This is a genomic window from Terribacillus halophilus (genome assembly GCF_900101385.1).
Taxonomy (GTDB): Bacteria; Bacillota; Bacilli; order Bacillales; family Amphibacillaceae; genus Terribacillus; species Terribacillus halophilus.
The window spans coordinates 386232-408839 of the sequence record NZ_FMZB01000002.1; the positions used below are offsets into that span (position 1 = coordinate 386232).

Genomic DNA, 22608 nt, shown 5'->3' on the forward strand with positions numbered 1-22608 from the left:
TAATAGAGAATATTTACGCTGCTGTAATCCTACTGTCTAAAAGATGGTTTCCTTATCATTTCACAACCATTGCACGAAAAAACCTGCATGCTGTCGCATGCAGGTTTTACTTAATCGATGACTGCCTGTGCAGTCGTGCCTACTTTCAAGGTGAAATCTTTACTGGAGGCATCCATGTAATGCACTTCCAAATACGCAGAATCTTCTTCCTGTCCAGTCGCTTGCTGATAACTGCCAAAGTCATTGTATTCCTGTTGTTTCCAAACCCAGCTGTTTTCCGTATCTTTATCATACACATTGCGATTCATCGTTGTGTTGTAATTCGTTAGGAAGTAGTTGGAAATGAACAGCCCTGTTTTACTAGATGTAAATACATTATGTGAAATATCATTATCTCTGATATCATGCTGTAAAAGCAGCTGACCGCCATAAAGATCCTTGGTGTCGTTTTGATAAAGTACGTTATAGGTGATAGAGGAATTTTTAGTTCCACCGCGTTCCTCATCATAACCACCTATTGAAATACCTGTATAGTTGTTTTCATACACTTTGTTTTCAGTGATGAGAATGTTCTCTGCGTACTGACCTTTATGCTCGGAAGTTGCCTCAATACCTAAGTCATTGCGGAAAACCGTATTGCCTTTGATTTTGATATTTTTTGCACCATCCACATATATACCGCCTGCGGAATAATCCTCACCGTATGCCGGATTACCATAGGAAGAGTTATCATGGACCACGTTACCTTGAACTGTCCCGTTTCGCACATAATCAGCCTCTGAATCTTCCGCTACCCCTTCGTAGCCAATCAGATCGATACCGATGTTGTTATTATGGCGAACTGTATTGCCTGTAACAGCAAAACCATCGATATTGCCATTCAGGACCACCGCTTCACTGGCTCCCAGAGTCAATTCTTCCACCATATTGTCCATGACTCGGATCTGTTCCATCTTACCAGTGCCGTATACCGCAATACCATGGGCATTCCCTTCATCTGCTGTATTCCTAATTTGATGGATATGATTTTGAATGATATTGATATAAGAGCTATTGCCCGATACAGAAATACCCATCACCGCATAATCCGGCGAATCTGTCGTCAAATCCTGAAGGGTCAGTCCTTGAATCGTGATGTAGCGCTTGCTATCCACGTTGACCAGCGCTGCATCTTCATCCATTGTCTGTTCTTTCCCGCTGATGACCACATCTTCATTTTCGTAGTTACGAATTACCAACGGCGCTTCCTTCGTTCCGCTATTGGTCACATCAAATCCATCCGAATACGTTCCCTTGCGAATGTAGACGGTTGTACCGGCAGAAGCAAGGTCCACGGCCGCTTGAATCGTACGAAGAGGCTTCTCCTTTGTTCCTTCATTCCCATCATCTCCATCAGTGGCGACGAATAACTGCTTTGGAACGGTTACCGCTTCGACTTCCTTCTTGTTGTTTGCTGCAATCGAATAGATGCCTGCACTGATCAAGCACAGTACGATTGCGATCAGGATCGATAATCTCATTTGCCGACTCTTTTCTATGCAATATTTGCCGTTCTTGGCTACTGCTAGTATGATACCTGTCATCGACCAATTTGTATAGGAGCTCAGCGTAATCTTCATAAAATCTTTATTGTCACAAAAATCGCTCTTTTAATTCGGGAGATGGCAGCATACATTGATTTTGTTTGCCGAACCAACGATAACGATTCCTGGCTACATACCGATACATCATATCTCGAATCGGCCTCGATATGATTAAAGCAGCAGCAGCTAATTTCCAGACTCCGTCCAGGTGGCGGGCAATACGTAGAACCGCACTGGATTGCGTATATACTCTGTTGCCCTTCACAAATATGATGCTGTCGACTTCGTCAGGAATCTGTTTTGCTTCTTTCAGCTTACTACCGAAATCACTTTGCAGGGACGCAAATTTAAAATAGGCCCCTTTATCATGCTTAATGATGAATTGGACACTGCCATTGCACAGATTGCATACACCATCAAAAAGAATGATCGCCTCGTTGTCCATTCTAGCCCTCCTGTTCTTCACTCACTCTATTATGCAGTATCAATTCATTTTCTTTTGTCAGATAGGTTGTCTTGTAGACTTCCCGGCGGTCCAAATTCTTTTCCATTAATGTCACATAATACGTTTCTTTTTCCCCTGGAACGGCTTCGATAACCGTTTCTCTCGTAAAACGTTCTCCGAACATATCCCATTGCTCCACCTTGCCTGTTTCTTCCGGAAATCCGCCATTCTCTCCTTGCCCATGCCGCTCTGTAACGAAGATAACTGCTTCTCTGGCAGAATAACCTGGATCATCGAGCACCACTTCATCTGTCGGTGCTGGTACCGACTGAATCTGACCGATGATGAAGACTGTCAGATAGAATGGCAAAGGCACATAGAGAACCAGCCATCCAAGACGCCCTTTCTCTGTCACATATATCAGTGCAAGTTCTATCAGTGCAAAGAGTATAGCTAAAAATGCACCTAGACCTGCAGTGAATAACAGCGTCGCTGGAACTGGCGAAGGTAAGGCTACAACTGAAAAAGGAAGTCCGCCTATGCCATGCAACGCAACATATAGCCCTGAGCTACCCAAGTCCACTGGCGTTATTTTTGTACTGATCAACCATGAAATAAAGATTCCATAGATAAATACAAAAGGACTCATATACATTGCAAAAATCAGTGCTCCTCCAACACCAATCTCCTGATTCTCTGCCAGAAATCCATTTAATCCTACAAACAAGGAAAACAAACTGATAAGCAAAAAACCGGCTCCAAATTTATGTTTCAATCTCATCGTTCGCCCTCCCATCCATCTTTATCTCTATACATTTTGCTTCTTTTATCCCTCCATCAGTTAACTACAGACCGAAATAGTTCATTTCTTAAGCATGTGGATAAACGCCGCATTTGCTGAGAAATGGTACTAGCAGATCCATTGTCATATACAGCAATCGATATCCTGATTGTTTCTCCAACTCCTGTCCCACTGTCATTTTTCCGACATCCTGCGGTCCGAACAATAAGATGACATTCATCACACCATTTCCCTCATTGTAGCAAAGACGTTGGATTAAATGTAAATTTCTGTTATTAATCACTCCAATTCGCAATCATATCAGGCTGATTATCGCAGCTAGGATAAGGACGAGATAGGAAAAATCGCTAGACTGATAAGGATGGATTTTGCGGGTTAGGAGCAGCACGATGGACAATAGAAAAAGCATGGGATGTAATCCCATGCCTTTCCTGCAAAACAAATCTAACCATAGTCGTAAATCAGATGATCTCCAGTATTAGTCATATCGTTCTTATAACGACTCATGTCTCCAGGCTAAGACATTTTCATTACGATACAAATCCGCTTTATCCAACGAATTGAATAATCCCATTTTATATTTTACTACTTCTTTTGCAGCTTTGATGCACTCCGGATAGATGACATTTGGGTCCCACAGTTCAGTTGCTGCTAGTATTTCACGGCATTTTTTATAAAAAGCAAATTTGTAGTCTGATGATATGTTGACTTTTTGAATTCCAATACTAACGGCTTCGGCAATTTCTTCATCTGGGTTTGCAGATCCACCGTGGAGAACAAGTGGAATATCCACCTCTTGTTTAATGGCCTGTAAAATATCCATGCGAAGTTTTGGCTCCATATCTTTTGGATAGATGCCATGACATGTGCCAATCGCAACAGCTAGCGTATCCACTCCCGTGCTTTCTACAAATTCCTTTGCATCTTCCGGTCTTGTGTAGATGACCTCCGATACTCCTCCCTCTACGGAAGTTCCTGTGTTTCCGATTGTTCCCAATTCACCTTCTACTGATACACCTAATGGATGGCTTATTTCGACGATTTCCTTTGTTACCTTGATATTTTCTTCGAGTGGTAATAGGGAACCGTCGATCATGACGGAACTAAAGCCAACCCGTATGGCCCTCATAATATCAGCCACATTTCCTCCGTGGTCCATATGGAGTACAAATGGTACATTGCTATTTTTTATTCTGGTTAGTACATAACTGAAAAAGTCATCCTTTGTAAACTCTAATTCTGTTGGATGTACAGCGATAATTGCAGGTGAGTTATTTTTTTCAGCTTCTTCCACTACAACTCTTAGAAAATTACTATCTGCTACATTGAAAGCACCTACTGCAAATTTATGTTTTTTCGCTACTTCTAACAGCTGTTTCATATTTACTAACATAATCTTATCTCTCCTCTTATCAAATAGACTTATTTTCAGACTGGGATAGTCGGATATAATACTTCACTAGTTCTTTACCGGCAGATACTGTGCGGTGTATGAAATCAAAATAACTAAGCTCTGGATTCTCTTTTAAATCTTCTTTTATACATTGAACTTGGGCATTCATAAAATCCGATCCAACATTGATCTTATTGATCCCGAGCTCGATTGATTTTCTGATGTTTTCCTCTCCGCAGCCTGATCCCCCATGTAAGACCAAAGGGATATTTGTTGCTTGCTTGATCTTATCGACAATATCAAACCGAAATTCTGGGACATAATGATCCGGATAGTTTCCATGGCTTGATCCATAAGAGATGGCTAACGCATCTATTCCTGTTCTTACTGAAAAATCTATTGCTGCATCCGGATCTGTATACATTTTGTCTTTGGTCATAGAATCACCGGAAATGGAGCCAACGCTTCCTACTTCCCCTTCCACACTGGCATCATATGTTTGCGCAAATTCAACCATATTGCGGGTGATTTCTATATTTTTCTCTATTGGATGGAATGAAGCATCCATCATGACACTGGAGAAGCCATCATTTAAGCACCTTTTGACAAAACCAATATCCTGACCATGATCCAGATTTATCGCAACCTCTATACTTGCTGCATTTGCCATCTCGATAATTGGCTGTGTAAGCAATTTACTGCCTAAGTGAGTCTTCAAATGATCTTGAAGTAAATCAATGATGATTGGCGCTCTTAATTCCTGTGCTGCATCGATGACTGCTTTAGCAGTTTCTAAATTAAAGCAATTAATCGCCATGACTGCGTATCTTCCGGTATTTGCTCGATTAAGCATACCCTTCATGGATACATACATATCGATCACTTCCAATCCTTTAGATGTTAACTTTTATATCCGATAGATCAAATTCTTCTTCCTCTGTCGTATCTTCTGCATATTCATTGGCAGGTTCTTTCTTCCAAAGAAACAGCATGACACCAGTAATCACTGATCCAATCAGTAAAGCCAATAGGAAAAGGAATGGATGTGTCATGGCTGGTACGATAAACAATCCGCCCGATGGAACCGGTGATCCCACTCCCCACATCATGGAGAATCCCCCACCGATTGCTGCACCAGTAGTACAGGAGACGACAACTCTCACAATATCAACGGCAGCAATCGGGATAACACCTTCCGTAATCATACAAACACCCATTGGGAATGCGATCTTGATATTGTCTTCTTCCGATTTTGTATAACGCTTTTTTCGCAGCATTTTTGACAAGACCCAGGAAATTGCTACCCCAAATGGAGGTACCATCGACGCCAAAATCTTCACCGCTTCAGGTTCGTAAATGCCTTCCAGTAAAAGTCCATCTGCAAACAGGGAAGCCACTTTATTGACTGGCCCGCCGAAATCAAACGCTGCCATGCCTCCTAAAATAGCCCCAAAGACAAATCTCATCGATCCTTGCATACTCGTTAAAAAGGAAGTTAATCCATCTGTTGCCCAAACAATCGGCACTCCAAGGATAAAGAACATCAACAAACCGACGACCACACTGGAAATGAGGGGAATAATCATCATCGGCATTAATCCCTCTGCCCATTTTGGTACCTTTAAATGTTTTTTAAGGAATAAAACAAAGTAACCCACAATAAATCCACCTAGCATACCACCTAAGAAACCAGCTCCAATTGCATTCGCAATGAGACCCATTAAAAGTCCAGGTGCTATTCCAGGTCTATCAGCTATGGAATAGGCAATGGCACCTGCAATAACAGGAGCTAGTAACCCCATACCAAGTACCCCTAAAGAAACAAGTGCTGATGGAATTGAATATGCCTCCTGATAATTCTCAATAACTGTTCCGCCAGTTAAATTTCCTATCGCAATGAGCAGACCTGATGCGACAACAAGAGGCAACATAAAGGATATAGCGGTTAAAGCATGCTTCTTAATCTGAAGTTTTTTTAACATATAGCGGCCCCCTTATGGTTTTGAATTCAACTCGGCCTCGATCTTTTTATATAATTGCTTCGGTGCCTTTATAGCAATATTAGTTGGGATTTCAACAATTCTTTTTCCTTTAAAACGTTCTTTTCCACTTACTTTGATATCAGCAGCTATAATGACCAAATCCGCCGCCTCGATTTCTTCTTTTGTTAGTTCATCTTCTATGCCTATCGTCCCTTGCGTTTCTATCCGAACCTTATGTCCGAATTCAATCCCTGCCTTAATTAGTTTTTCTTTCGCAATATACGTATGGGCGATACCGGAAGTACAAGCAGAGATTCCAACAATATTCATATTCATTCCTCCTAAAGGTTTCGAGATAATAAGTGTAAGATTTCTTCCTTCGTTTGAAGTATTTGGAACTGCTCTATCTTCTCTTCATCAGATAATAATACGGCCACTTTCTGGAGCAGCTTAATATGTGTCGTCGTTTTATCAGTATCCTTCACAGCGAATAAGATGATGATATTAATTGGATTCCCGTCCATCGATTCCCACTCTATCTGCTTCTTGGTCCTTCCAATGGCAATAGAAGTTTTCAAAACATATGCTGATTTTCCATGGGGAATGGCAATTCCTTTTTCTAGACCTGTCACACCTTCATTTTCACGGTACATCACATCCTTGATAAAACCTTCTTCATCACTTATGAAACCGTTTACATACAATAGATTCGTTAATTCTTCAATGACTTCAATCTTTGAGGTTGCCTTTAAATCTAATTGGATAAGATCTTCAGAAATGACTTTACTAAACTCCAACTCATCTATTCTCATGCTCAATGCTTAGACCTCCTATTAACTATCTATGTTTGTGGCAAAATCATTTGTTTTTTATAGTAGTTTTTTATAAATTGATCAATCTTATATTTATCCTCATCATTAAGAATGGGACTGACAAGAATCGTCGGTTTATCGATTATACTTTTCGTTTTGACTGTGGATATCACAAGTTCTACATCATCATAGTCACTCTGGTTGATTCGCTGTTGGGAAATAATCCTTTTTACAAGAATATTCGGAAAATTCTTCTTGATTTTTCCGCTTAACAAATGGGAAGTACCGATACCACTTGTACATTCAATGAGAACTGGGATCTTATTCGCAAATCGTTCATCATAAGAAATTTGGAAATAGAGTGTAATATAGCCTATTTCTTCGTCGGTCAGTTGTTTATCGTAAATTCTATCTTCCGTAAGTTTTTCGGCACTGCGCTTGACTAAGTTGAATATACTAGAAAAATTCTGTCTGATAGATTTCAAAAGTGGGTTGATAATGTAAATTTGGTGATTCAATCTATACACCATACTGTGCAGATGCAGTGTCAAACGTTGCTTGAGGTCTTCATCTTCTACAAACTGATAGCCACTATTTTCAGTAGCAGTTGAAATTAATTGCTGTGCAAGTCTCTCGACTTTCTTGTCTGCCTTTTCGGTATTTGGATCTATTAAATACCGACAATTGAGTTTATAGGCTTTCAAAATATAATAAAGATGATAAATTTCAGATTTCCGTAAAGTGATGGAATAAGCTGCTTCTAGTTTATCTGCCATGTCCATCGTAATCTGATAAATGGCAGATTCAGCATCCATTTCTTCATAAATCCGCTCATCTTTCATTAATAATTGAAGATTATTTGTACGTTTTTCGATAATGGATAGTAACGAACAATAAAGCGTTAAATAGTAGGGTTGATCTAATACTAAGTCATGATCTACTTGTATTTCGTGCAGAAGCTCTTTGATTTTACTTAAGCTTGAATTTACAACTTTAATATCTTTGACAGAATCAGGGATATCATATTGACTAAACGGATCTCCTGATTGTTTAAGATAACTTTCAATTATAACGGACATAACTCGATAGACAGCTAATTGGTTTCCTTTCAAACAAGTGCCATCATTTTCCCTGGATAAATGTAAGCCATACGGTTTGATTATGCTCTCGATGTGTTTAAAATCATTCATGATGGAACTTTGGCTAATATAGTATCGTTCCGATATTTTTAGAATGGATGTTTTACATGGTGTAATCGAGAGGAGAAATAGCAATAGATTCAACCGTCTTTCCTCTAGATGTTCAAATTGTTCACCTCCGTTCCACTTACTTTCCCTTACAGCAACAAGGCAGTAGCCAGAGTTCTCTTTTTTTCTAATTCTAAACTCGGAAGAATTCTTTTTTGATATATCGTGAATATCCCTGTAAATTGTTTTTGGGGATACCGACAGTTTCGTCGCCAACTCAGAAGCTGTTACATACCGTCTCTCCCTTCGAAGAATTTCAATGATTTTTTCCTCACGATCATGCAAGAGATCCCCACCTCATTTCTTCCTTGCTATGCTCTAATCTTAGCAACATGAAAGCGCATACACAATTACAAATATCGTTTGTTTTTTATGTCCGTTTTAGTGTGGGAATAAAGTAAATACTAAGAAAAACAGCAGTATTTCAATCAAATACGAAAGTTATTCAGTAGAGATTTATACTGTTTTTTTACTGAATCCTTCATAAGAAAAAAGAGACTAAAGAATTAGTCTCTAAAACTTTCCTCTGATTATGATTTTTACGAAAATAAGCAGGTGAATAATTCGTCAACATGCCAACTGCGCCCCATATCCTCACCGAAACCAAAGAAGGATACTAGCAAATCGATTAATCTTTTTTGTAAATTTCTGTTATACACTTGTAATCTTACCGACCGGTAAGTAAAATATAATATATAAAACTTTAAGGATGGAAAGATGGCTAAAAAAAATTCATATCCGCTCATAATCGATTCAGCACTGACTTTAATAGCAGAATACGGGCTGGAGAAAACCAGTTTATCCATGATTGCGAAGAAATCCGGCATTTCAAAACCGGCGATTTATCACTATTTCTCCTCTAAAGAAGTACTGCTCGATCATTTGTTCGAGTTGTTGTTTAAGGATTATCGCTTTGAGCAGTATTTCCCTATGGATACGTACACTAAAGATAATTTCTCCCGCTTGCTTACAGATAATGGGCTGCAGCTGTTGCAAGAGTATGAAGAAAACCCGGAGGCTTTGAAAATCATTAACCATTTCATCGGTTATTCCGGACAGAACCGTGCTTACGATGAAAAAATCAAACTAATACTGACAGAATTCCTTGATGGCTTTCAAAGGCTGCTCCTCCTCGGACAGCGGCTTGGGGTCATTAAAAAAGGGGACATAACCGCAAAAGCACAAATACTTGGATTGGTCCTGGACAATATTAGCAGCTACCTCCTAATGGGGATCGAAGTGGAAAGTACTGCTGTTTGGAGCCAGGCTGTTTCCTATGTGATGGAGGATGACTGATATGAAAGATATCCAATTAGGATTAACGAAAAATGAAAAGTACACGATTCATTTTGTACTGCCTCTCCTTGGGGCTGTCGCTGGCTGGTATTTACCTGTTTTAGCCAGGTGGATATTGAATCTCCCTTGGCTGCCATATGAAGGGATCATTGAAAAAATTGCTTCTTATTCCGGAGTGACACCCTCTATCATCTTATGTATCGCTGGTATTGTCGCTGGAATAAGTTTATCTCAGTTCATTTTTCATGAAACCTTACAAATTCTTGTCAACAAAGACTCAGTTACCCTCATGATAAAAGATACTAAGGATCAATTCCGAAAAGGGGAGATCCAATCCATTTTCTTAGATGGCAAATCGCTTGTACTGGTAGGACTTCAAGAGAACGAGATGTTCAGAGAAGAATACGATGGAAACAAAAAAAAGTTAGCAGATACATTTCTCTCACTGGGATATCCATGGTCTGATTCTGACCCATATTTGGCGGCATATTGCCGCTGGGATGAAAATGACCTGCAAATACCAGCAGCTGTACATGCTTTATTGCGAACACGAAAAAGTTGTTTGGATAACGAGCAAGAAAAGATAGCAAAACAGGTACAATTGGATTTAGCAAAAATAGGCGTGGCGGTCAAAGACCGTAAAAAGGATCAATATATCCGCCTTAACCATGCGCTGCTGAAAGATTCAATGGAAGCCCATCTGTAAGGAAAAAGAAGAGCTGCAGGTCACATCCTGCAGCTCTTTTTTTAAAATAGTTGTAATATCCTTAACAATTTATCTGTGGCATCGAGTAGTTGATTGCAAGCAGTAGGTATAACGGTGAGGATAGCAAGTATAAGAGGCAAATTGTCCTTCGGCTGTTTCGGATTTGTCGGACATTCCTTCATCGCAGACATCCCCCCTTCGATTTCTCGGGCAGGTTTGTTGCTGGAAAGTAATGAGCGGTTATTTAGTGGGATAAATTTAGTATCTCCCATTCGGTCTCATTTATACATGTTGTTGACAAATCGTCAACAACAGCGTACCTTGTAATGGTCAGGAGGTACGAAAATGGAAAAAAAACGAAACACAGAACGTAAGAAGCGGCGCATAGGCAGGTATATAATACTCATCCTCCTGGTCGTAGTAATTGGAGCTGGTTCCTTCCTCTTTCTAACCGCAAGGGATGTAAAACAAACAGTTGATGGCATTCAGAAAGATTCCGCAGCAATCGACGAGGGTGTAACATCAAAGAAGATCAAGAACAAAGAAAGAATCAATATCCTTTTACTAGGTATCGATGAAAGGGAATTTGACTCTGGCCGGTCAGATGCTATGCTGCTTATGTCACTGGATCCGGCTTCCGAGTCTATGGATCTGGTTAGTATTCCGCGCGATACACGGACAGAGATCATTGGACACGGTACAGTTGATAAGATAAATCACGCTTATGCTTTTGGCGGGGTTGACATGTCCGTGGAAACTGTAGAAAACTTGCTGGACGTTGATATCGATTATTTCGTAGAGATTAATATGCAAGGTCTAGCTGATCTGGTCGATGCTGTAGGCGGCGTGACCGTGGAAAACGACCTGGATTGGTACGATGAAGGTTACTATAAGAAAGACTACCATTTCAAAAAAGGTCAGATTCACTTGGATGGGCAGCAAGCATTAGGATACACCAGAATGCGCCATTTAGACCCTGATGGGGATTTTGGAAGAAATGCCAGACAGCGACAGGTAATTGAAGCAGTCATCAACAAAGGGGCCAACATCAAATCTGTCAGCAAAATAGATGACCTGCTGGACGTTCTCGGCAAAAACGTACAAACTAATATAAACCTCGCATCCATGCGTCATCTGCTTGTAGATTATCGCAATGTTCGCAACTCTGTTCAGGAGCATGAAATGAGAGGTGAGGGTACAAAAATCGATGGAATCTATTACTTGTTAGTGCCCGAGGATGAGATAACCGCTATACATGACAGTATAAGCAAATAAATAAAAATTTAGGACATGCCTAAAATCCCGTGCTTCTACACGAACCCACTGCGCGGTCTTCAGCTCGCGCTGCTCCAGTTGGACAAGGAAGGCTCCGGAAGCTTTACATCGCACGAAGAAAATTGACTATTATTTTCGAGGTCTGCCTAAGCTAGTATAGATTAACGTCAAAAAACCCGAACTTATGTGTATCTTTGTTTCAAGATTCACGTCATAGTTCGGGTTTTCATTTAACCGAAACACTTATGTCCCAGCCTCTTGTTTATTGATGCGTTGGTTTCCTTTGAATCAAAAGTATAATCGCCAGCAGCACCACACCTAGCCAAATCGTATTTAAGCCGATGATTCTTTCGCTAAAGCTGCCTGCTGCTGCACCTAATAGGTATAAGAGAATGGCAGCTCCTCTAAGATACGTGTCAAGCGAAGGTTTTCTGGTTTTTCCCATGAGTCCTTCTACAAAAGCTGCAAGTGTACTCGTTAGTACTGTAGAGGAAAGGCCAGCTATCTTGAGATTCCTTCCGGCTATCGTTTGCATCCCCATGGCTGTACTTAACAGCAGGAGAATAACCGATGATAGGACTTCACCAATCGGCATCAGCAGTATCATTGCTGCAACAAATAAAAACAAAATGAATTCCCAGAATAAAATACTTCTTGAAGTACCGTTCTTTTTTTGGACAAGCACAGTAGCGGCAATCCCTATGACAAATCCCGCCAACGCTATGGCAGCATTACTCAAAACTGCCTGTCTTGCATCACCAATGCCAATACCTAACAATACAATGTTTCCTGTCATGTTGGCAGTAAATACATGCGATAAACCAATATAGCCTAGTACATCTATTACACCCGATAGAGCACATAAGAGCATGATGGTGATGTGATCTCTTTTAATATGCACCTTGATTCCTTCTTTCCTTTTCGTTCTGCCCTATACCTTTCTACCGCATCTATTGACAAATTGTCAACATCCTTGTAGGGTAATAAAATAAGATCCCGGAAAGAGGAGATACCTTCATGGACGTGAATAAAGATATTTCTAGTATCGAGAATCTTCTGCGTATGTTAATTAAGGAAAAAAAAATGTCCATCCGTGAATTGAGCAGGCAGACTGCAATTGACGCAGCTATCATATCCAAGATACTGAATGGTAAACGAAAAGTGACCGTTAATCATTTAAAAAAGTTCAGTGAAGTGCTGGATGTACCCCTTGAGGATCTGATGCGTGCTGCCGGTTTTCTTGACGAAAATAAAACAATCCAGACAGAACAGCATCTGGAAGCTCTGTGTAAACAAGCCGATCCATCCTTTACGACAGAGAGATTACAGAATCAACTGGCTGATTATAAGGAAATCGCCCTTACCGACGGCGGAAAACAAATCATCGAAGATAAATTCAATGAAAAGATTAAATCTGTCGGAAGCGCCGGCAAACTGGTAAATGACCTAAAGGAAATGTTTTATAAATTCAGTTCCGGTATTGGAACTAAAAAAGAATTAGTACTTTTCGGTGCAGCGTTATTATATTTTATCAACCCGATAGATGTTCTGCCTGATTATATCTTTCCATTTGGTTATCTAGACGATACACTCGTTGTCCAAACCGCTATGATGAATGCAAATAAATAGCAAAGGGAGTTGCCTGCTTGGAATCATGGATGAATGAATTGATGGTAGCCTATGGTTACCCTGCCATTGCTCTTTTGATGATGATAGAGATTGTGATACCGCCGCTTCCATCTGAAGTCACCTTGCTGTTTGGCGGATTTCTAGCGGCTTCCACCAGCTTGAATCCAATTTTAGTAATACTATCAGCCACATTCGGCGCGTTAATTGGCACCTCAATATTGTATTGGATCGGCACGCTATTTGACATAGAGAAGCTTTCGAATTGGATAGAAAGAAATCGCAAATGGCTGAGGCTTAATCCAGCTCATTTGCATCAAGCAGTAGCTTGGTTTGAGAAGTACGATGTATGGGCTGTTTTTCTCTGCCGTTTTATCCCGCTAGTAAGGAGTTTAATTTCCATTCCGGCTGGTATGGCCAGAATGCATTTTGGATTATTCCTTCTCTTCTCTGCTGTCGGGACTTTAATTTGGAATTCCATCGTCGTTATGTTAGGTGTGTGGGTCGGAGCTTCATGGACTCGATTAGAAGTTTACCTCGATTATTATAAATATGGCATGTTAGCATTTATTGCAGCTGCTAGCTGCGGATTTGTAATTTGGAAATTGAACCAGCGCCGAAAGAAAGAATCAGAAGAACTAAATTGAAATCAGCATAACTCTTAGGATGTCTCTTCGAATTCCCGGAGAGCATCCCAATTCATCCTGCTTTTCTTATGTTCTTTATTTCATCTCCTTCTTTTCAACGGACTGTACGCACTAAAAATGGCTTTCCTAGTCATGTTATCTTCGTATGAAACCACCTTCCGAGTGAAGCTCCTGTCCCGTCACCCAATAACCGTCTTCTCCGACTAAAAAGCAAATCAACCTCGCTGCATCATCTGGTTCGCCGATCCTTCCCATCGGAAATTTTGGGAGCAGATGCTGCCGTATTTCATCTGTCATCCAAGTGCTGTCTGTAGGACCTGGATTGACTGCATTCACATTGATTCCAATCGATGCCAAATCGACTGCCAAAGATTGAGTGAATGCGGTAATGGCACCTTTGGTCGCGATGTATGCCAATTCGTCAGGCATTGGTCCTTGGCTCTGACCCGAAGTCAGATTAACGATACTTCCCCAGCTGTCAGGTTTTAGCTCTTTAAATAATTTCGCAAATCCCGTACAAAGCAAAAAGACACTCCTCATATTAACAGCATAATGGCGATCTAATTGAAAGGCATCGAATTTCTCATAATCACCGTTCTCGGAAAAAGCAGCGCAATTAATCAAAATAGCCGGTACACCTAGCTGCAGCTGTACTTCCTGCAGAATAGCATCGCTTGCATCTGATTCCTCCAAATCTGCTTCCATTCCAACGCATCTAACCCCTTTTTCCGCAATTTCCTCCTTGAACTGATCAGGCCACGTCTCTCCTGCCTGCCAATATGTAAAAAAGATATCCAAACCTTGTTCCGCCAGTCTGCGGCACACCGCTGTCCCAATGGAACGTGGATAGGAAACACCAGTAACGATAGCTATCTTAGCCATATTAGAAGCCTCCTTTTTTACCATCCCCTTACATATTTCGTGTACACTGAAAGGAAATCCTGTAAGAAAGGAGACTCCTATTGAAAAAACATCTCTTGTTTACCATTGGCAGTCTCGTACTGGCACTCCCTATTTATAGCTGGCTTCTTTATAAAGCGATGCAGGGATTGGAATTCACGCAAAGTGATATGTGGACTTCTCTCATTGTTCCTCTTTATGTCATCGGCTGGACCAGCAGCAAAGAACAAGGATTCTCTGCATATGATCTCTTCCTCTTGGCAGCGGCAATTTGTACCGCACTGGATATCTTCTTGAATGCACATCCGAGTACTTTTCTTCTCGCAACAACACTGATCGGAACGCTCATCCTGCCAACAGAATATCTGGTCCAGGCAGCAAAAAAGCAGGAGTGAGTACTCCTGCTTTACTTAACTATTTGGTACTAGATTTACATGGTCGACTTGAAGTGTCTCATCATTCACGATGAATTCCAGCTCAAAGCCGCCTGTTTCATATAGATATTTTTGCTGGTCAGTCTGCGAAATGGAAGTAATGGCATCTGCCTCGCCAAGCTGCTCTTCTAATACTGCAGGTGTAATACTGCCTAGGTTCGTCTGCCGTTCCACATTAGTTCCAAGATAACGAATTTCACTCAATATGCCATCCTCACTGTATGCAAAACTGAATCCAGGATTCCCCATCTCTGCATGGTAGGTGTCAAAATTATCGGATAAGAAAGGCTCACCAAGCCTATCCACGACATCAGTCCGTGTTGATTCACCTATTGTAAAATTGTCTGCCACTCCAACGGTAGATCCTTCATATGCCTGCGCATAAATGGTCTGTAGTGTTTCAAGAGCTGCTTCATTCGTTTCGGAAGAATGGACTGCTTCACCGGCTTCAGCGTTTACGGATACTGCACCCGCATCCACGAAACTCCCAGCCCCCAGAACAGTGCCTGCGCAAACGACGCTTATCGCTGCCTTCCATGCTGGATTCCTTCTAACCATAAAGCATACCTCCCTTTTGGTATAGTTATGTTTTCCGCGATAGAGTGACTATTAAACATGAAGAGGTTTACGATATTTAATTCGACATTTACAGTTGCAAAGTTTAGCAAATGTACTATTTATTCGACATCAAACTGTAGACATAAAAAAACTTCTCCCCCATTTTCACAGGGAAGAAGTTTTACCTTACTTCACTAGGCTTTCAACTGCATCGTCCACGATTTGTTCGTTCGCGATTGGACCAGTGTACAGCCAGCTTGTATCTTTATCATATTTATACACATTGCCATTCTTGATTGCCGGTACGTTTGCCAGTAATGGATCGTCAAGGATTTCAGAGCCATCTCCTTCGTCACTGTTGACCAAGAACAGGTGATCAACGTCCATTTCTGCCAATTGCTCAAGGGAAACCGGGTTCCAGTTTGCTGTTGCATTCTCGGAAATTTCTTTGACACCTTCCGGAACTGTGATGCCTAGGTCACCGTAAAGCACTGCACCGCTGGATAGGTTATCGTTTACGATATAAAGCTGACCGCCCGAAAGCCAGATAGCTGCAGCTGACTCATCGCCGATCGCACCTTGGATTTTTTCTTTGGCATCTGCCGCTTTAGCGTCGTAGTCATCCAGAACTTTTTGTGCTTCATCTTTTTTATCGAAGATTTCACCCATTGTCTGCAGTTCTTTGCGCCAGTCGCCGTTTTCTTCCGTACCCATTACATAAGTCGGCGCAATTTTATTGTACTGCTCGTATTTATCGCCTTCCACCATGGAAGCGGACTTTATAATGATCAAATCAGGGTTGAAACTTGCTACGGCCTCGAATGGTAGTGTGGAATCAATTGTTGGTACATCCTTTAAACTGTCCTGCAAGTATTCTTGTGGGGAACCAACGGACCATTGTGCTACTGGTGTAATATCAAGCGCTACAAGGTTATCTTCCAAATAAGAAGCTAGTACCTTTTCAGGATTAGCAGGAATCTCCACTTCGTGACCCATTGCATCTGTCACTGTGCGGGGTTCATTGCCCTCCTGATTGGAAGCGTTATTTTCGGTACTATCACTTGAATCGTTATTGCCGCAACCTGTTATAATGAATACAACACTGGCGAAGACTGCCAGGAGTAAAAACATGCTCTTTCTTTTGAACAAGGGACTCACCTCTTGGTTTATGTTATAATCTCTCAATAGATGATAACAATTCTCATTATCAATTACAAGCATCATCATCATATTGACATATATAGAGCTTAGAAAGCGGGTTGACGATGCAAGCACGCAGACTCATTGGCATAATCATACTTATCGCAGGTACCGCCCTCCTGCTACTTTCCATTGGACTATCTATTGTGTTCGGCGCAGCGGATATTTCACTTGGCACTGTCTGGAATAGTATTTTCCATTACGATGCCTCCAATACATCCCATCAAATCATTCACCGGCTCCGCCTGCCTCGTGCAGTGGCAGCGATTCTTATCGGGGCCATGCTGGCAGCATCCGGCGCGATCATGCAAGGTATGACTCGCAATCCGCTGGCATCCCCGCAAATCATGGGTGTCACCTCTGGTGCGACTTTCATGATTGCAATCGCGCTTGTCTTTCTGCCTGGCATTTCCAATGTAAATTTGCTTTTATTCGCATTTGCCGGATCTGGACTGGGACTTGGCTTGGTTTTCGGAATCGGTATGTTGGCGCGTACTGGGTTGACGCCGGTGAAACTGGCTTTGGCGGGTACTGCTGTCACTGCTTTGCTTGGAGCCTTTTCCAATTCCCTAGCATTGCATTTCGATGTAGCACGGGATTTGAGCTTCTGGTACGCAGGCGGTGTTGCGAATGTGCAGTGGGACACGGTAAAGCTATTATTCCCAGCTGCTGCAATCGGTCTGGTACTGGCGTTGTTTTTCAGCGGATCCATTACGACGCTTAGTCTTGGTGAAGATGTCGCAACTGGGCTTGGTTTGAAGACAGGTCTGGTGAAAGCAGCCGGTGTCATTGTCGTGCTCATCTTAACTGGTGCCGCTGTCTCAGTCGGCGGCACGATCGGTTTTGTCGGGTTGGTTATCCCGCATATCACACGGTTCCTCGTCGGACCCGATTATCGTTGGATTATTCCGTGTTCGGCTGTACTCGGCGGCATCTTATTGAACTTCGCCGACATTGCATCCCGAATGATCAATCCGCCCTTCGAGACACCAGTTGGCGCCCTCACGGCTTTGATCGGCGTACCATTCTTCATTTATCTAGCTCGCCGGGAGGGTAAGAACATATGATACACTCTGCGAAAAAGACAAGCCTGGTAGCAGCCGGAATCATTGCTGCCATTCTGATTATATTTTTCATCAGCTTGAATACAGGGACAATCCCGATTGGACCAGCGGATGTTGTAAAGACCTTGCTTGGTACAGGGGATGGCTCATATGACGTGATATTATTCGATTTCCGTCTGCCGCGCATGGTGATTGCCCTTCTAATCGGGATCGGGATGGGTATTGCTGGTGCCATCTTGCAGGGCGTTTCCCAAAACGGGCTGGCTGACCCCGGTATACTCGGGATCAATGCCGGGGCTGGCTTTGCTGTCGTCCTTTATATTTTCTTTCTGCAGGACAAACTGGCAGGCACAGGCAGCATGCAGGTATTCATCATGCCCTTGTTTGCCTTTGCTGGTGCATTCCTGGCTGCCAGTCTCATCTATGCATTAGCATGGAAAAAAGGCGTCACGCCAGTACGGCTCATTCTTGTAGGTATCGGTATCAACGCCGCTTTCGGCGGGCTGATCATCGTCTTTCAGCTCATGATGGATCCGAAAGATTTCACGCAGGCGACCATCTGGCTCAACGGCAGCATCTGGCAGACGAGCTGGAATTATGTGCTGGCACTCTTGCCATGGATTGTTGTACTCGTTCCATTTGCTATTTTTAAAGCAAAAGCATTGAACGTTTTGACACTTGGTGATCAACTCGCCGTCGGCGTCGGGGCCTCGGTCCAAAGAGAACGGACCATCCTGCTGCTCCTTGCTGTCGCACTTGCAGGAGCGTGCGTAGCCGCTGGAGGAGCCATCACATTTCTTGGGCTTGTTGCACCTCACCTGGCCCGTCGTATCGTCGGTCCGAATCACAAGTATCTGCTTCCGATTTGTGCACTTATCGGTGCACTGATCATGCTTGTAGCTGATACATTATCTCGGACAATCCTGGCTCCTTCAGAGATTCCGATTGGATTGGTTGTTTCAGCGATAGGTGCCCCATATTTTATCTATTTGTTGATCAAAGAATGAACCTCTGCCCACACAGAGGTTCATTTGCTTACTTTGTTTCTTGATTAAAGCCAGTCTTTCACATAAGAAAGTAAACCTAGTACAGCTCCGATTGAAGCTGCAAAAAAAGTAATCGGAACATATTTCCCTTTAGTTTCTTTCATAACCCATCAATCTCCCTTTCTTTCTATTACAGATTGTTCTACGAATGTAGATATTCATTTCTTTATAAGTGGATTTGAAAGATTAAACTTCCTTTTGCTCCGTAACAAATTTAGCTATATTGTCACATTGTTTAATCGCCCAATCATAATGCTTAGTAGTGTTGGCGGCAAAGTAAGCATACAGATTAGTTGTTATGGTCCAATTATAATACTTCTTGGTGATTATCTCTTCATCCGTATGAGATTCTATGAGCATTCTGACCCTCTCATGGCTTAATGTCACTTTCTTTATAGATTGATTGAGAGTGAAATCCTGATAACTTTCCCATATTCGTTCATTCAACTTTTTCAAATTATTCCACTTGAATCCAGGAGCAGGGATTGAAGGTAAATCTCCACTCATCCCTTCTCTGTACCAACGTTCCAGCATTGCATGCCATTCATACAGATGCATCATCACGTCACGAAAGTTTTTATCTCTTTCCGAAGTATCAACAGACAAGCTCCGCTTCCTGGGAGGAACAGAATTTATCAGCTGCAGCAGCGATTCGAATTTCTCCTGACCCTCTGACAGCAGTTTCTCCTTTGGACTGATTTCACTCATATTTTCACCCCTGCTTAGAAATACATATTGGTCTTCCAGCTAATGCTAATCTTCTAGAATCTGATGGAAACCTCCAGCCCTACCTATTTCATGACAGTTCCAATTTTTCAGCGCAGAATTCCGACAGCCTATCCACAATAGCCTGTTCACAAGCCTCATCCAGCGGTATAACTGCATCTGCATAGCGAGCTAACTCTTCATGGTCACCAATCATCACAGCATATTTGGCATGGCGGAACATCTCAACATCATTCGCATCATTACCGAAGGCGATATACTCTTTTTCCATAATTCCGACTTCTTGGATTGCACTCCATTTATCAATGCCAGGCGGGCTGATATCCACGATACCTTCACCATGATGACGATGGACACGGAGTCCTAACTTTTCTGCCTCGGAAGCTACTTGCTGTTGATCAGCAGAATCTAGAATAAGAATTTTCACTATCTGCTCCAGATCCTCCAGTTGTACTTCTTCAGCCAAACCATCCGGATCAACTCTCGACTTTATCGGATGAGCTGGATCTCCTGTATAAGCATAGTTCCACTCTCCATCGATCAAGTAAGTGGCTTCGTATGTTTCTATCATTTTCTTCATCGCATTCAATTGAACAGGTGAAAATGCACGGGAGAAAATTATCTCCCCATCTTTGGAGATTAAGGAGCCATTGCCTCCTATCAGCGTAATGGAATGAAAGTGCTGATCAATGACAGGTAGTAAATCCCGAATCGGCCTGGCAGATGCAAAAATCACTTGATGTCCATTCTGTTCGAGCTCTTTCAGCATATCCATTATGTGCTTCGTAACCGGTTTACCTTTAAAGCAGATGGTGCCATCCAAATCAAAGATGAAATTCATTTGTTCCCCTCCAAAATCAAAGCCATGTGAATTTCTGCTATGTATGTTTCTCCTAGTTTTAATGCCTGCTCCTCGACTCCAAATTGCTGAAACCCAGCCTGCTCATACACGTGTTTTGCCACTGGATTCGTTGCTGCTACAACAAGGTTTATCTTCTCGATGCCTGCTCGTTCACGGGCTATCTGTATCATTTTTGTGATAAGCATCTTCCCAAAGCCTTTCCCCCTTGTTTCCGGGGCCAAATACACTCCCACCAAATCAGCACGATGCCGCAGTTTCGCAGGTGTTTCATATCTTAGCGTTGCATTGCCAACAAGCTTACCGTCCACAAATATTCCATGGGTTTCTGCATCCGGGCTCTCAAAATTATCTTTCACCCTCCCAATTGGATCTTCCTGTTTTATCGCATCCTCATAAGATGTACCGAATGCATCTGGATGGTTTTGCAATGCTTGTAATCTTAGTTCCCAATATGCTTCCGCATCTCCTGCATTCAATTTTCTTATTTTCATAGACTTTATCCCCCTCACAAGATTTGTAAGTTCAACCTACTCTGCTTTTACTAGAAAAGCATAGGTGACATCGCCCTGCTCCCATTGCCCAGAAATACGGTAAATATAGTTATCTTTCGGCTCGGGAAGTTTCAGCTGCAAATCATTCATCTGTAGTTCCTCCCACCTTCCTCCCTCACTCTTCCCTTCGATTTCAATAACTTCTGGCGGACTATCAAATTCCAACTCGACATTCCCTCCGGATACAGCACGCAGCCCTTGATCTTCATCCAGATCTTCTGCAGGGTCGGCAGCATCCACGCAAACAGCTTTGCCATTTTCATTCCAGCAGTAACCGCCACGCTTGGCAGTAATCACTTCTTCCCCCGCATGCACTTTCAAATCTGGCGACGTAGGCTCTGATGGATTTTCATTCCTTTGAAAAATCAGAAGCAGTACAACACTAGCAAACAGTACACCGCTCACAAAGACGATAGTTTTTTTATAATCCATCACCAATCCCCCTTTCCTTATTTTAAACGAAATCATCCATTTTTTGGTTTAAGATTTCTCTCGAAATAAGGGATCAAAGTATCAAATACTGTTTTCCATCAATCTGCAATACAATAAGAAAAAGAATGCCTCTGCTGTAATTTTTAGCAGAGGCATTTCTTTTCATATGGACGCTTATTTATTATTCGCAAATAGCTTGATAAATCTCTCCATGACAGGTTGGATTTCAGATTGAATAGCTTCCATCACAACTGATAAATGCATGGTATCTTCATTTGCTAACAGACTTTTCAAGCGTTTAACAGCAGCGATAGATACTTCTGTATTTACGTTTATCTTGCAAATCCCTGAGTTGATCGTCTTTAGTATCGTTTCATGTGGAGTACCAGATCCACCATGCAGAACTAACGGAAGATCAACACGTTTTTTTATATCTTCAAGTAAATCCAGGTCAATGTTCGGCTCTCCTTGATACATCCCGTGGACCGTACCAATAGCTGCAGCCAAGAAATCCACACCTGTGGTTTTGACAAACTCCTCCGCTAACTTCGGATCAGTTAGTGATCCCGTTCCCTCTTCCTCATCAGAAAACGCTCCTCTTGCCATCGAGCCGATTTCTGCTTCCACCGATACTCCTGCTAAATGGGCTATCTCTACTATCTCTTTTGTATATTTTATATTATTTTCCAGGTCATGTTTCGAACCGTCATACATAACAGAATTAAACCCAGCGCGTATTGCCCGGATGATCGTTTCATTTTCATAAGCATGATCCAGATGCAAACTTACCGGAACGGAGCTTTTGCGCGCGAGACCTTTTACCATCTCGGCAAATCCATCTATATCGACCTCTGGTACATACCGCTCTCCCAGCGCGATAATCACTGGACTGCCAGCGGCCTCGGCTGCCGCAATAGCAGCCTGAACTGTTTCCAAACTATAGACATTAAAGGCCGCGACAGCATAACCGTTTTTCTGTGCATCCTGCAGCATTACTTTTGTATCCATTAACATATTTATC

Annotated in this window: 27 protein-coding genes; 8 read left to right on the top strand and 19 right to left on the bottom strand. The window is 42.1% G+C overall.

Annotation, left to right across the window (positions count from 1 at the left end; all coding sequences use genetic code 11):
* Positions 1 to 110 precede the first annotated feature (110 nt).
* The 10 genes from BLQ53_RS05175 to BLQ53_RS05215 form a co-directional block, all read right to left on the bottom strand.
* On the bottom strand, positions 111 to 1520 hold the full coding sequence (locus BLQ53_RS05175) for a DUF1565 domain-containing protein (protein ID WP_093726207.1): 1410 nt from the start codon (positions 1518 to 1520) through the stop codon (positions 111 to 113).
* A 112-nt stretch (positions 1521 to 1632) separates the two neighbouring features.
* On the bottom strand, positions 1633 to 2028 hold the full coding sequence (locus tag BLQ53_RS05180; protein ID WP_093726208.1) for a thiol-disulfide oxidoreductase DCC family protein: 396 nt from the start codon (positions 2026 to 2028) through the stop codon (positions 1633 to 1635).
* Between the two features lies 1 nt (position 2029).
* Positions 2030 to 2809, bottom strand: coding sequence for a hypothetical protein (locus BLQ53_RS05185; protein ID WP_093726209.1), 780 nt, complete (start codon positions 2807 to 2809; stop codon positions 2030 to 2032).
* An 88-nt stretch (positions 2810 to 2897) separates the two neighbouring features.
* Complete coding sequence (locus BLQ53_RS18885; protein ID WP_170829581.1) at positions 2898 to 3053, bottom strand: hypothetical protein; 156 nt, start codon at positions 3051 to 3053, stop codon at positions 2898 to 2900.
* A 270-nt stretch (positions 3054 to 3323) separates the two neighbouring features.
* Positions 3324 to 4223 (bottom strand): ketose-bisphosphate aldolase, encoded by a 900-nt coding sequence (locus BLQ53_RS05190; RefSeq protein WP_093726210.1) that lies wholly within the window; start codon positions 4221 to 4223, stop codon positions 3324 to 3326.
* 19 nt (positions 4224 to 4242) lie between these two features.
* Positions 4243 to 5097 (bottom strand): class II fructose-bisphosphate aldolase, encoded by an 855-nt coding sequence (locus tag BLQ53_RS05195; protein ID WP_093726211.1) that lies wholly within the window; start codon positions 5095 to 5097, stop codon positions 4243 to 4245.
* Positions 5098 to 5116: 19 nt separating this feature from the next.
* Positions 5117 to 6205: a PTS fructose transporter subunit IIC gene (locus BLQ53_RS05200; protein WP_093726212.1), complete on the bottom strand. Its 1089-nt coding sequence runs from the start codon at positions 6203 to 6205 to the stop codon at positions 5117 to 5119.
* 12 nt (positions 6206 to 6217) lie between these two features.
* Complete coding sequence (locus tag BLQ53_RS05205) at positions 6218 to 6535, bottom strand: PTS fructose transporter subunit IIB (RefSeq protein ID WP_093726213.1); 318 nt, start codon at positions 6533 to 6535, stop codon at positions 6218 to 6220.
* An 11-nt stretch (positions 6536 to 6546) separates the two neighbouring features.
* Entirely contained in the window at positions 6547 to 7017 is a 471-nt protein-coding gene (locus BLQ53_RS05210) for a PTS sugar transporter subunit IIA (RefSeq protein WP_093726408.1), read from the bottom strand.
* A gap of 29 nt (positions 7018 to 7046) precedes the next feature.
* A complete protein-coding gene (locus tag BLQ53_RS05215; RefSeq protein WP_093726214.1) occupies positions 7047 to 8549 on the bottom strand; it encodes a BglG family transcription antiterminator in 1503 nt (500 codons plus the stop codon).
* Between the two features lie 432 nt (positions 8550 to 8981).
* On the opposite strand from BLQ53_RS05215, the gene BLQ53_RS05220 reads away from it, so the two are divergent.
* The 3 genes from BLQ53_RS05220 (at position 8982) to BLQ53_RS05230 (ending at position 11541) form a co-directional block, all read left to right on the top strand.
* Complete coding sequence (locus BLQ53_RS05220; protein WP_093726215.1) at positions 8982 to 9560, top strand: TetR/AcrR family transcriptional regulator; 579 nt, start codon at positions 8982 to 8984, stop codon at positions 9558 to 9560.
* Position 9561: 1 nt separating this feature from the next.
* Positions 9562 to 10266 carry a YqeB family protein gene (locus BLQ53_RS05225; RefSeq protein ID WP_093726216.1) on the top strand — a complete coding sequence of 235 codons (705 nt, stop codon included), beginning with the start codon at positions 9562 to 9564 and terminating at the stop codon, positions 10264 to 10266.
* A gap of 345 nt (positions 10267 to 10611) precedes the next feature.
* On the top strand, positions 10612 to 11541 hold the full coding sequence (locus BLQ53_RS05230) for an LCP family glycopolymer transferase (RefSeq protein WP_093726217.1): 930 nt from the start codon (positions 10612 to 10614) through the stop codon (positions 11539 to 11541).
* 262 nt (positions 11542 to 11803) lie between these two features.
* Here the strand turns inward: BLQ53_RS05230 and BLQ53_RS05235 are convergent, their stop codons facing one another.
* Positions 11804 to 12442, bottom strand: a complete 639-nt coding sequence (locus BLQ53_RS05235) for a YoaK family protein (RefSeq protein ID WP_093726218.1) — start codon at positions 12440 to 12442, stop codon at positions 11804 to 11806.
* Between the two features lie 116 nt (positions 12443 to 12558).
* Here BLQ53_RS05235 and BLQ53_RS05240 point away from each other — a divergent pair, with 116 nt between their 5' ends.
* Both BLQ53_RS05240 and BLQ53_RS05245 read left to right on the top strand, forming a co-directional pair.
* Complete coding sequence (locus BLQ53_RS05240; RefSeq protein ID WP_093726219.1) at positions 12559 to 13170, top strand: helix-turn-helix domain-containing protein; 612 nt, start codon at positions 12559 to 12561, stop codon at positions 13168 to 13170.
* 17 nt (positions 13171 to 13187) lie between these two features.
* Positions 13188 to 13814, top strand: a complete 627-nt coding sequence (locus tag BLQ53_RS05245; protein WP_093726220.1) for a DedA family protein — start codon at positions 13188 to 13190, stop codon at positions 13812 to 13814.
* Positions 13815 to 13949: 135 nt separating this feature from the next.
* Here BLQ53_RS05245 and BLQ53_RS05250 read toward each other — a convergent pair whose 3' ends face one another.
* Positions 13950 to 14696: an SDR family oxidoreductase gene (locus tag BLQ53_RS05250; protein WP_093726221.1), complete on the bottom strand. Its 747-nt coding sequence runs from the start codon at positions 14694 to 14696 to the stop codon at positions 13950 to 13952.
* Positions 14697 to 14776: 80 nt separating this feature from the next.
* Between BLQ53_RS05250 and BLQ53_RS05255 the strand changes: the two genes are divergently transcribed.
* The gene (locus BLQ53_RS05255; RefSeq protein WP_093726222.1) at positions 14777 to 15109 is read left to right on the top strand and encodes a hypothetical protein; all 333 of its coding nucleotides are present in this window, start codon (positions 14777 to 14779) and stop codon (positions 15107 to 15109) included.
* Between the two features lie 15 nt (positions 15110 to 15124).
* Here BLQ53_RS05255 and BLQ53_RS05260 read toward each other — a convergent pair whose 3' ends face one another.
* The gene (locus BLQ53_RS05260) at positions 15125 to 15706 is read right to left on the bottom strand and encodes a YjgB family protein (RefSeq protein ID WP_093726223.1); all 582 of its coding nucleotides are present in this window, start codon (positions 15704 to 15706) and stop codon (positions 15125 to 15127) included.
* Positions 15707 to 15892: 186 nt separating this feature from the next.
* The gene (locus tag BLQ53_RS05265; RefSeq protein ID WP_244499260.1) at positions 15893 to 16855 is read right to left on the bottom strand and encodes an ABC transporter substrate-binding protein; all 963 of its coding nucleotides are present in this window, start codon (positions 16853 to 16855) and stop codon (positions 15893 to 15895) included.
* 116 nt (positions 16856 to 16971) lie between these two features.
* Between BLQ53_RS05265 and BLQ53_RS05270 the strand changes: the two genes are divergently transcribed.
* On the top strand, positions 16972 to 17973 hold the full coding sequence (locus tag BLQ53_RS05270; protein ID WP_093726224.1) for a FecCD family ABC transporter permease: 1002 nt from the start codon (positions 16972 to 16974) through the stop codon (positions 17971 to 17973).
* Positions 17970 to 18977 (top strand): FecCD family ABC transporter permease, encoded by a 1008-nt coding sequence (locus BLQ53_RS05275; RefSeq protein ID WP_093726225.1) that lies wholly within the window; start codon positions 17970 to 17972, stop codon positions 18975 to 18977. Before BLQ53_RS05270 ends, BLQ53_RS05275 begins: the two co-directional genes overlap by 4 nt.
* A 225-nt stretch (positions 18978 to 19202) precedes the next feature.
* Here BLQ53_RS05275 and BLQ53_RS05280 read toward each other — a convergent pair whose 3' ends face one another.
* The 5 genes from BLQ53_RS05280 to BLQ53_RS05300 form a co-directional block, all read right to left on the bottom strand.
* Positions 19203 to 19724 (bottom strand): ClbS/DfsB family four-helix bundle protein, encoded by a 522-nt coding sequence (locus BLQ53_RS05280; protein ID WP_093726226.1) that lies wholly within the window; start codon positions 19722 to 19724, stop codon positions 19203 to 19205.
* Positions 19725 to 19812: 88 nt separating this feature from the next.
* Positions 19813 to 20583 carry an HAD-IIB family hydrolase gene (locus BLQ53_RS05285; RefSeq protein ID WP_093726227.1) on the bottom strand — a complete coding sequence of 257 codons (771 nt, stop codon included), beginning with the start codon at positions 20581 to 20583 and terminating at the stop codon, positions 19813 to 19815.
* A complete protein-coding gene (locus BLQ53_RS05290) occupies positions 20580 to 21095 on the bottom strand; it encodes a GNAT family N-acetyltransferase (protein ID WP_093726228.1) in 516 nt (171 codons plus the stop codon). Before BLQ53_RS05290 ends, BLQ53_RS05285 begins: the two co-directional genes overlap by 4 nt.
* Positions 21096 to 21131: 36 nt before the next feature.
* A complete protein-coding gene (locus BLQ53_RS05295; protein ID WP_093726229.1) occupies positions 21132 to 21587 on the bottom strand; it encodes a hypothetical protein in 456 nt (151 codons plus the stop codon).
* A gap of 174 nt (positions 21588 to 21761) precedes the next feature.
* The gene (locus tag BLQ53_RS05300) at positions 21762 to 22601 is read right to left on the bottom strand and encodes a class II fructose-bisphosphate aldolase (RefSeq protein WP_093726230.1); all 840 of its coding nucleotides are present in this window, start codon (positions 22599 to 22601) and stop codon (positions 21762 to 21764) included.
* Between the last annotated feature and the right edge of the window lie 7 nt (positions 22602 to 22608).

What these genes read in the sequence shown, in the direction of transcription:
- BLQ53_RS05290 (WP_093726228.1), bottom strand. Translation starts at nt 21,095, where the DNA reads ATGAAAATAAGAAAATTGAATGCAGGAGATGCGGAAGCATATTGGGAA.
- BLQ53_RS05295 (WP_093726229.1), bottom strand. Translation starts at nt 21,587, where the DNA reads ATGGATTATAAAAAAACTATCGTCTTTGTGAGCGGTGTACTGTTTGCT.
- BLQ53_RS05285 (WP_093726227.1), bottom strand. Translation starts at nt 20,583, where the DNA reads ATGAATTTCATCTTTGATTTGGATGGCACCATCTGCTTTAAAGGTAAA.
- BLQ53_RS05250 (WP_093726221.1), bottom strand. Translation starts at nt 14,696, where the DNA reads ATGGCTAAGATAGCTATCGTTACTGGTGTTTCCTATCCACGTTCCATT.
- BLQ53_RS05175 (WP_093726207.1), bottom strand. Translation starts at nt 1,520, where the DNA reads ATGAGATTATCGATCCTGATCGCAATCGTACTGTGCTTGATCAGTGCA.
- BLQ53_RS05205 (WP_093726213.1), bottom strand. Translation starts at nt 6,535, where the DNA reads ATGAATATTGTTGGAATCTCTGCTTGTACTTCCGGTATCGCCCATACG.
- BLQ53_RS05280 (WP_093726226.1), bottom strand. Translation starts at nt 19,724, where the DNA reads ATGAGTGAAATCAGTCCAAAGGAGAAACTGCTGTCAGAGGGTCAGGAG.
- BLQ53_RS05260 (WP_093726223.1), bottom strand. Translation starts at nt 15,706, where the DNA reads ATGGTTAGAAGGAATCCAGCATGGAAGGCAGCGATAAGCGTCGTTTGC.
- BLQ53_RS05195 (WP_093726211.1), bottom strand. Translation starts at nt 5,097, where the DNA reads ATGTATGTATCCATGAAGGGTATGCTTAATCGAGCAAATACCGGAAGA.
- BLQ53_RS05200 (WP_093726212.1), bottom strand. Translation starts at nt 6,205, where the DNA reads ATGTTAAAAAAACTTCAGATTAAGAAGCATGCTTTAACCGCTATATCC.
- BLQ53_RS05210 (WP_093726408.1), bottom strand. Translation starts at nt 7,017, where the DNA reads ATGAGAATAGATGAGTTGGAGTTTAGTAAAGTCATTTCTGAAGATCTT.
- BLQ53_RS05230 (WP_093726217.1), top strand. Translation starts at nt 10,612, where the DNA reads ATGGAAAAAAAACGAAACACAGAACGTAAGAAGCGGCGCATAGGCAGG.
- BLQ53_RS05220 (WP_093726215.1), top strand. Translation starts at nt 8,982, where the DNA reads ATGGCTAAAAAAAATTCATATCCGCTCATAATCGATTCAGCACTGACT.
- BLQ53_RS05240 (WP_093726219.1), top strand. Translation starts at nt 12,559, where the DNA reads ATGGACGTGAATAAAGATATTTCTAGTATCGAGAATCTTCTGCGTATG.
- BLQ53_RS05180 (WP_093726208.1), bottom strand. Translation starts at nt 2,028, where the DNA reads ATGGACAACGAGGCGATCATTCTTTTTGATGGTGTATGCAATCTGTGC.
- BLQ53_RS05275 (WP_093726225.1), top strand. Translation starts at nt 17,970, where the DNA reads ATGATACACTCTGCGAAAAAGACAAGCCTGGTAGCAGCCGGAATCATT.
- BLQ53_RS05185 (WP_093726209.1), bottom strand. Translation starts at nt 2,809, where the DNA reads ATGAGATTGAAACATAAATTTGGAGCCGGTTTTTTGCTTATCAGTTTG.
- BLQ53_RS05300 (WP_093726230.1), bottom strand. Translation starts at nt 22,601, where the DNA reads ATGTTAATGGATACAAAAGTAATGCTGCAGGATGCACAGAAAAACGGT.
- BLQ53_RS05190 (WP_093726210.1), bottom strand. Translation starts at nt 4,223, where the DNA reads ATGTTAGTAAATATGAAACAGCTGTTAGAAGTAGCGAAAAAACATAAA.
- BLQ53_RS05225 (WP_093726216.1), top strand. Translation starts at nt 9,562, where the DNA reads ATGAAAGATATCCAATTAGGATTAACGAAAAATGAAAAGTACACGATT.
- BLQ53_RS05270 (WP_093726224.1), top strand. Translation starts at nt 16,972, where the DNA reads ATGCAAGCACGCAGACTCATTGGCATAATCATACTTATCGCAGGTACC.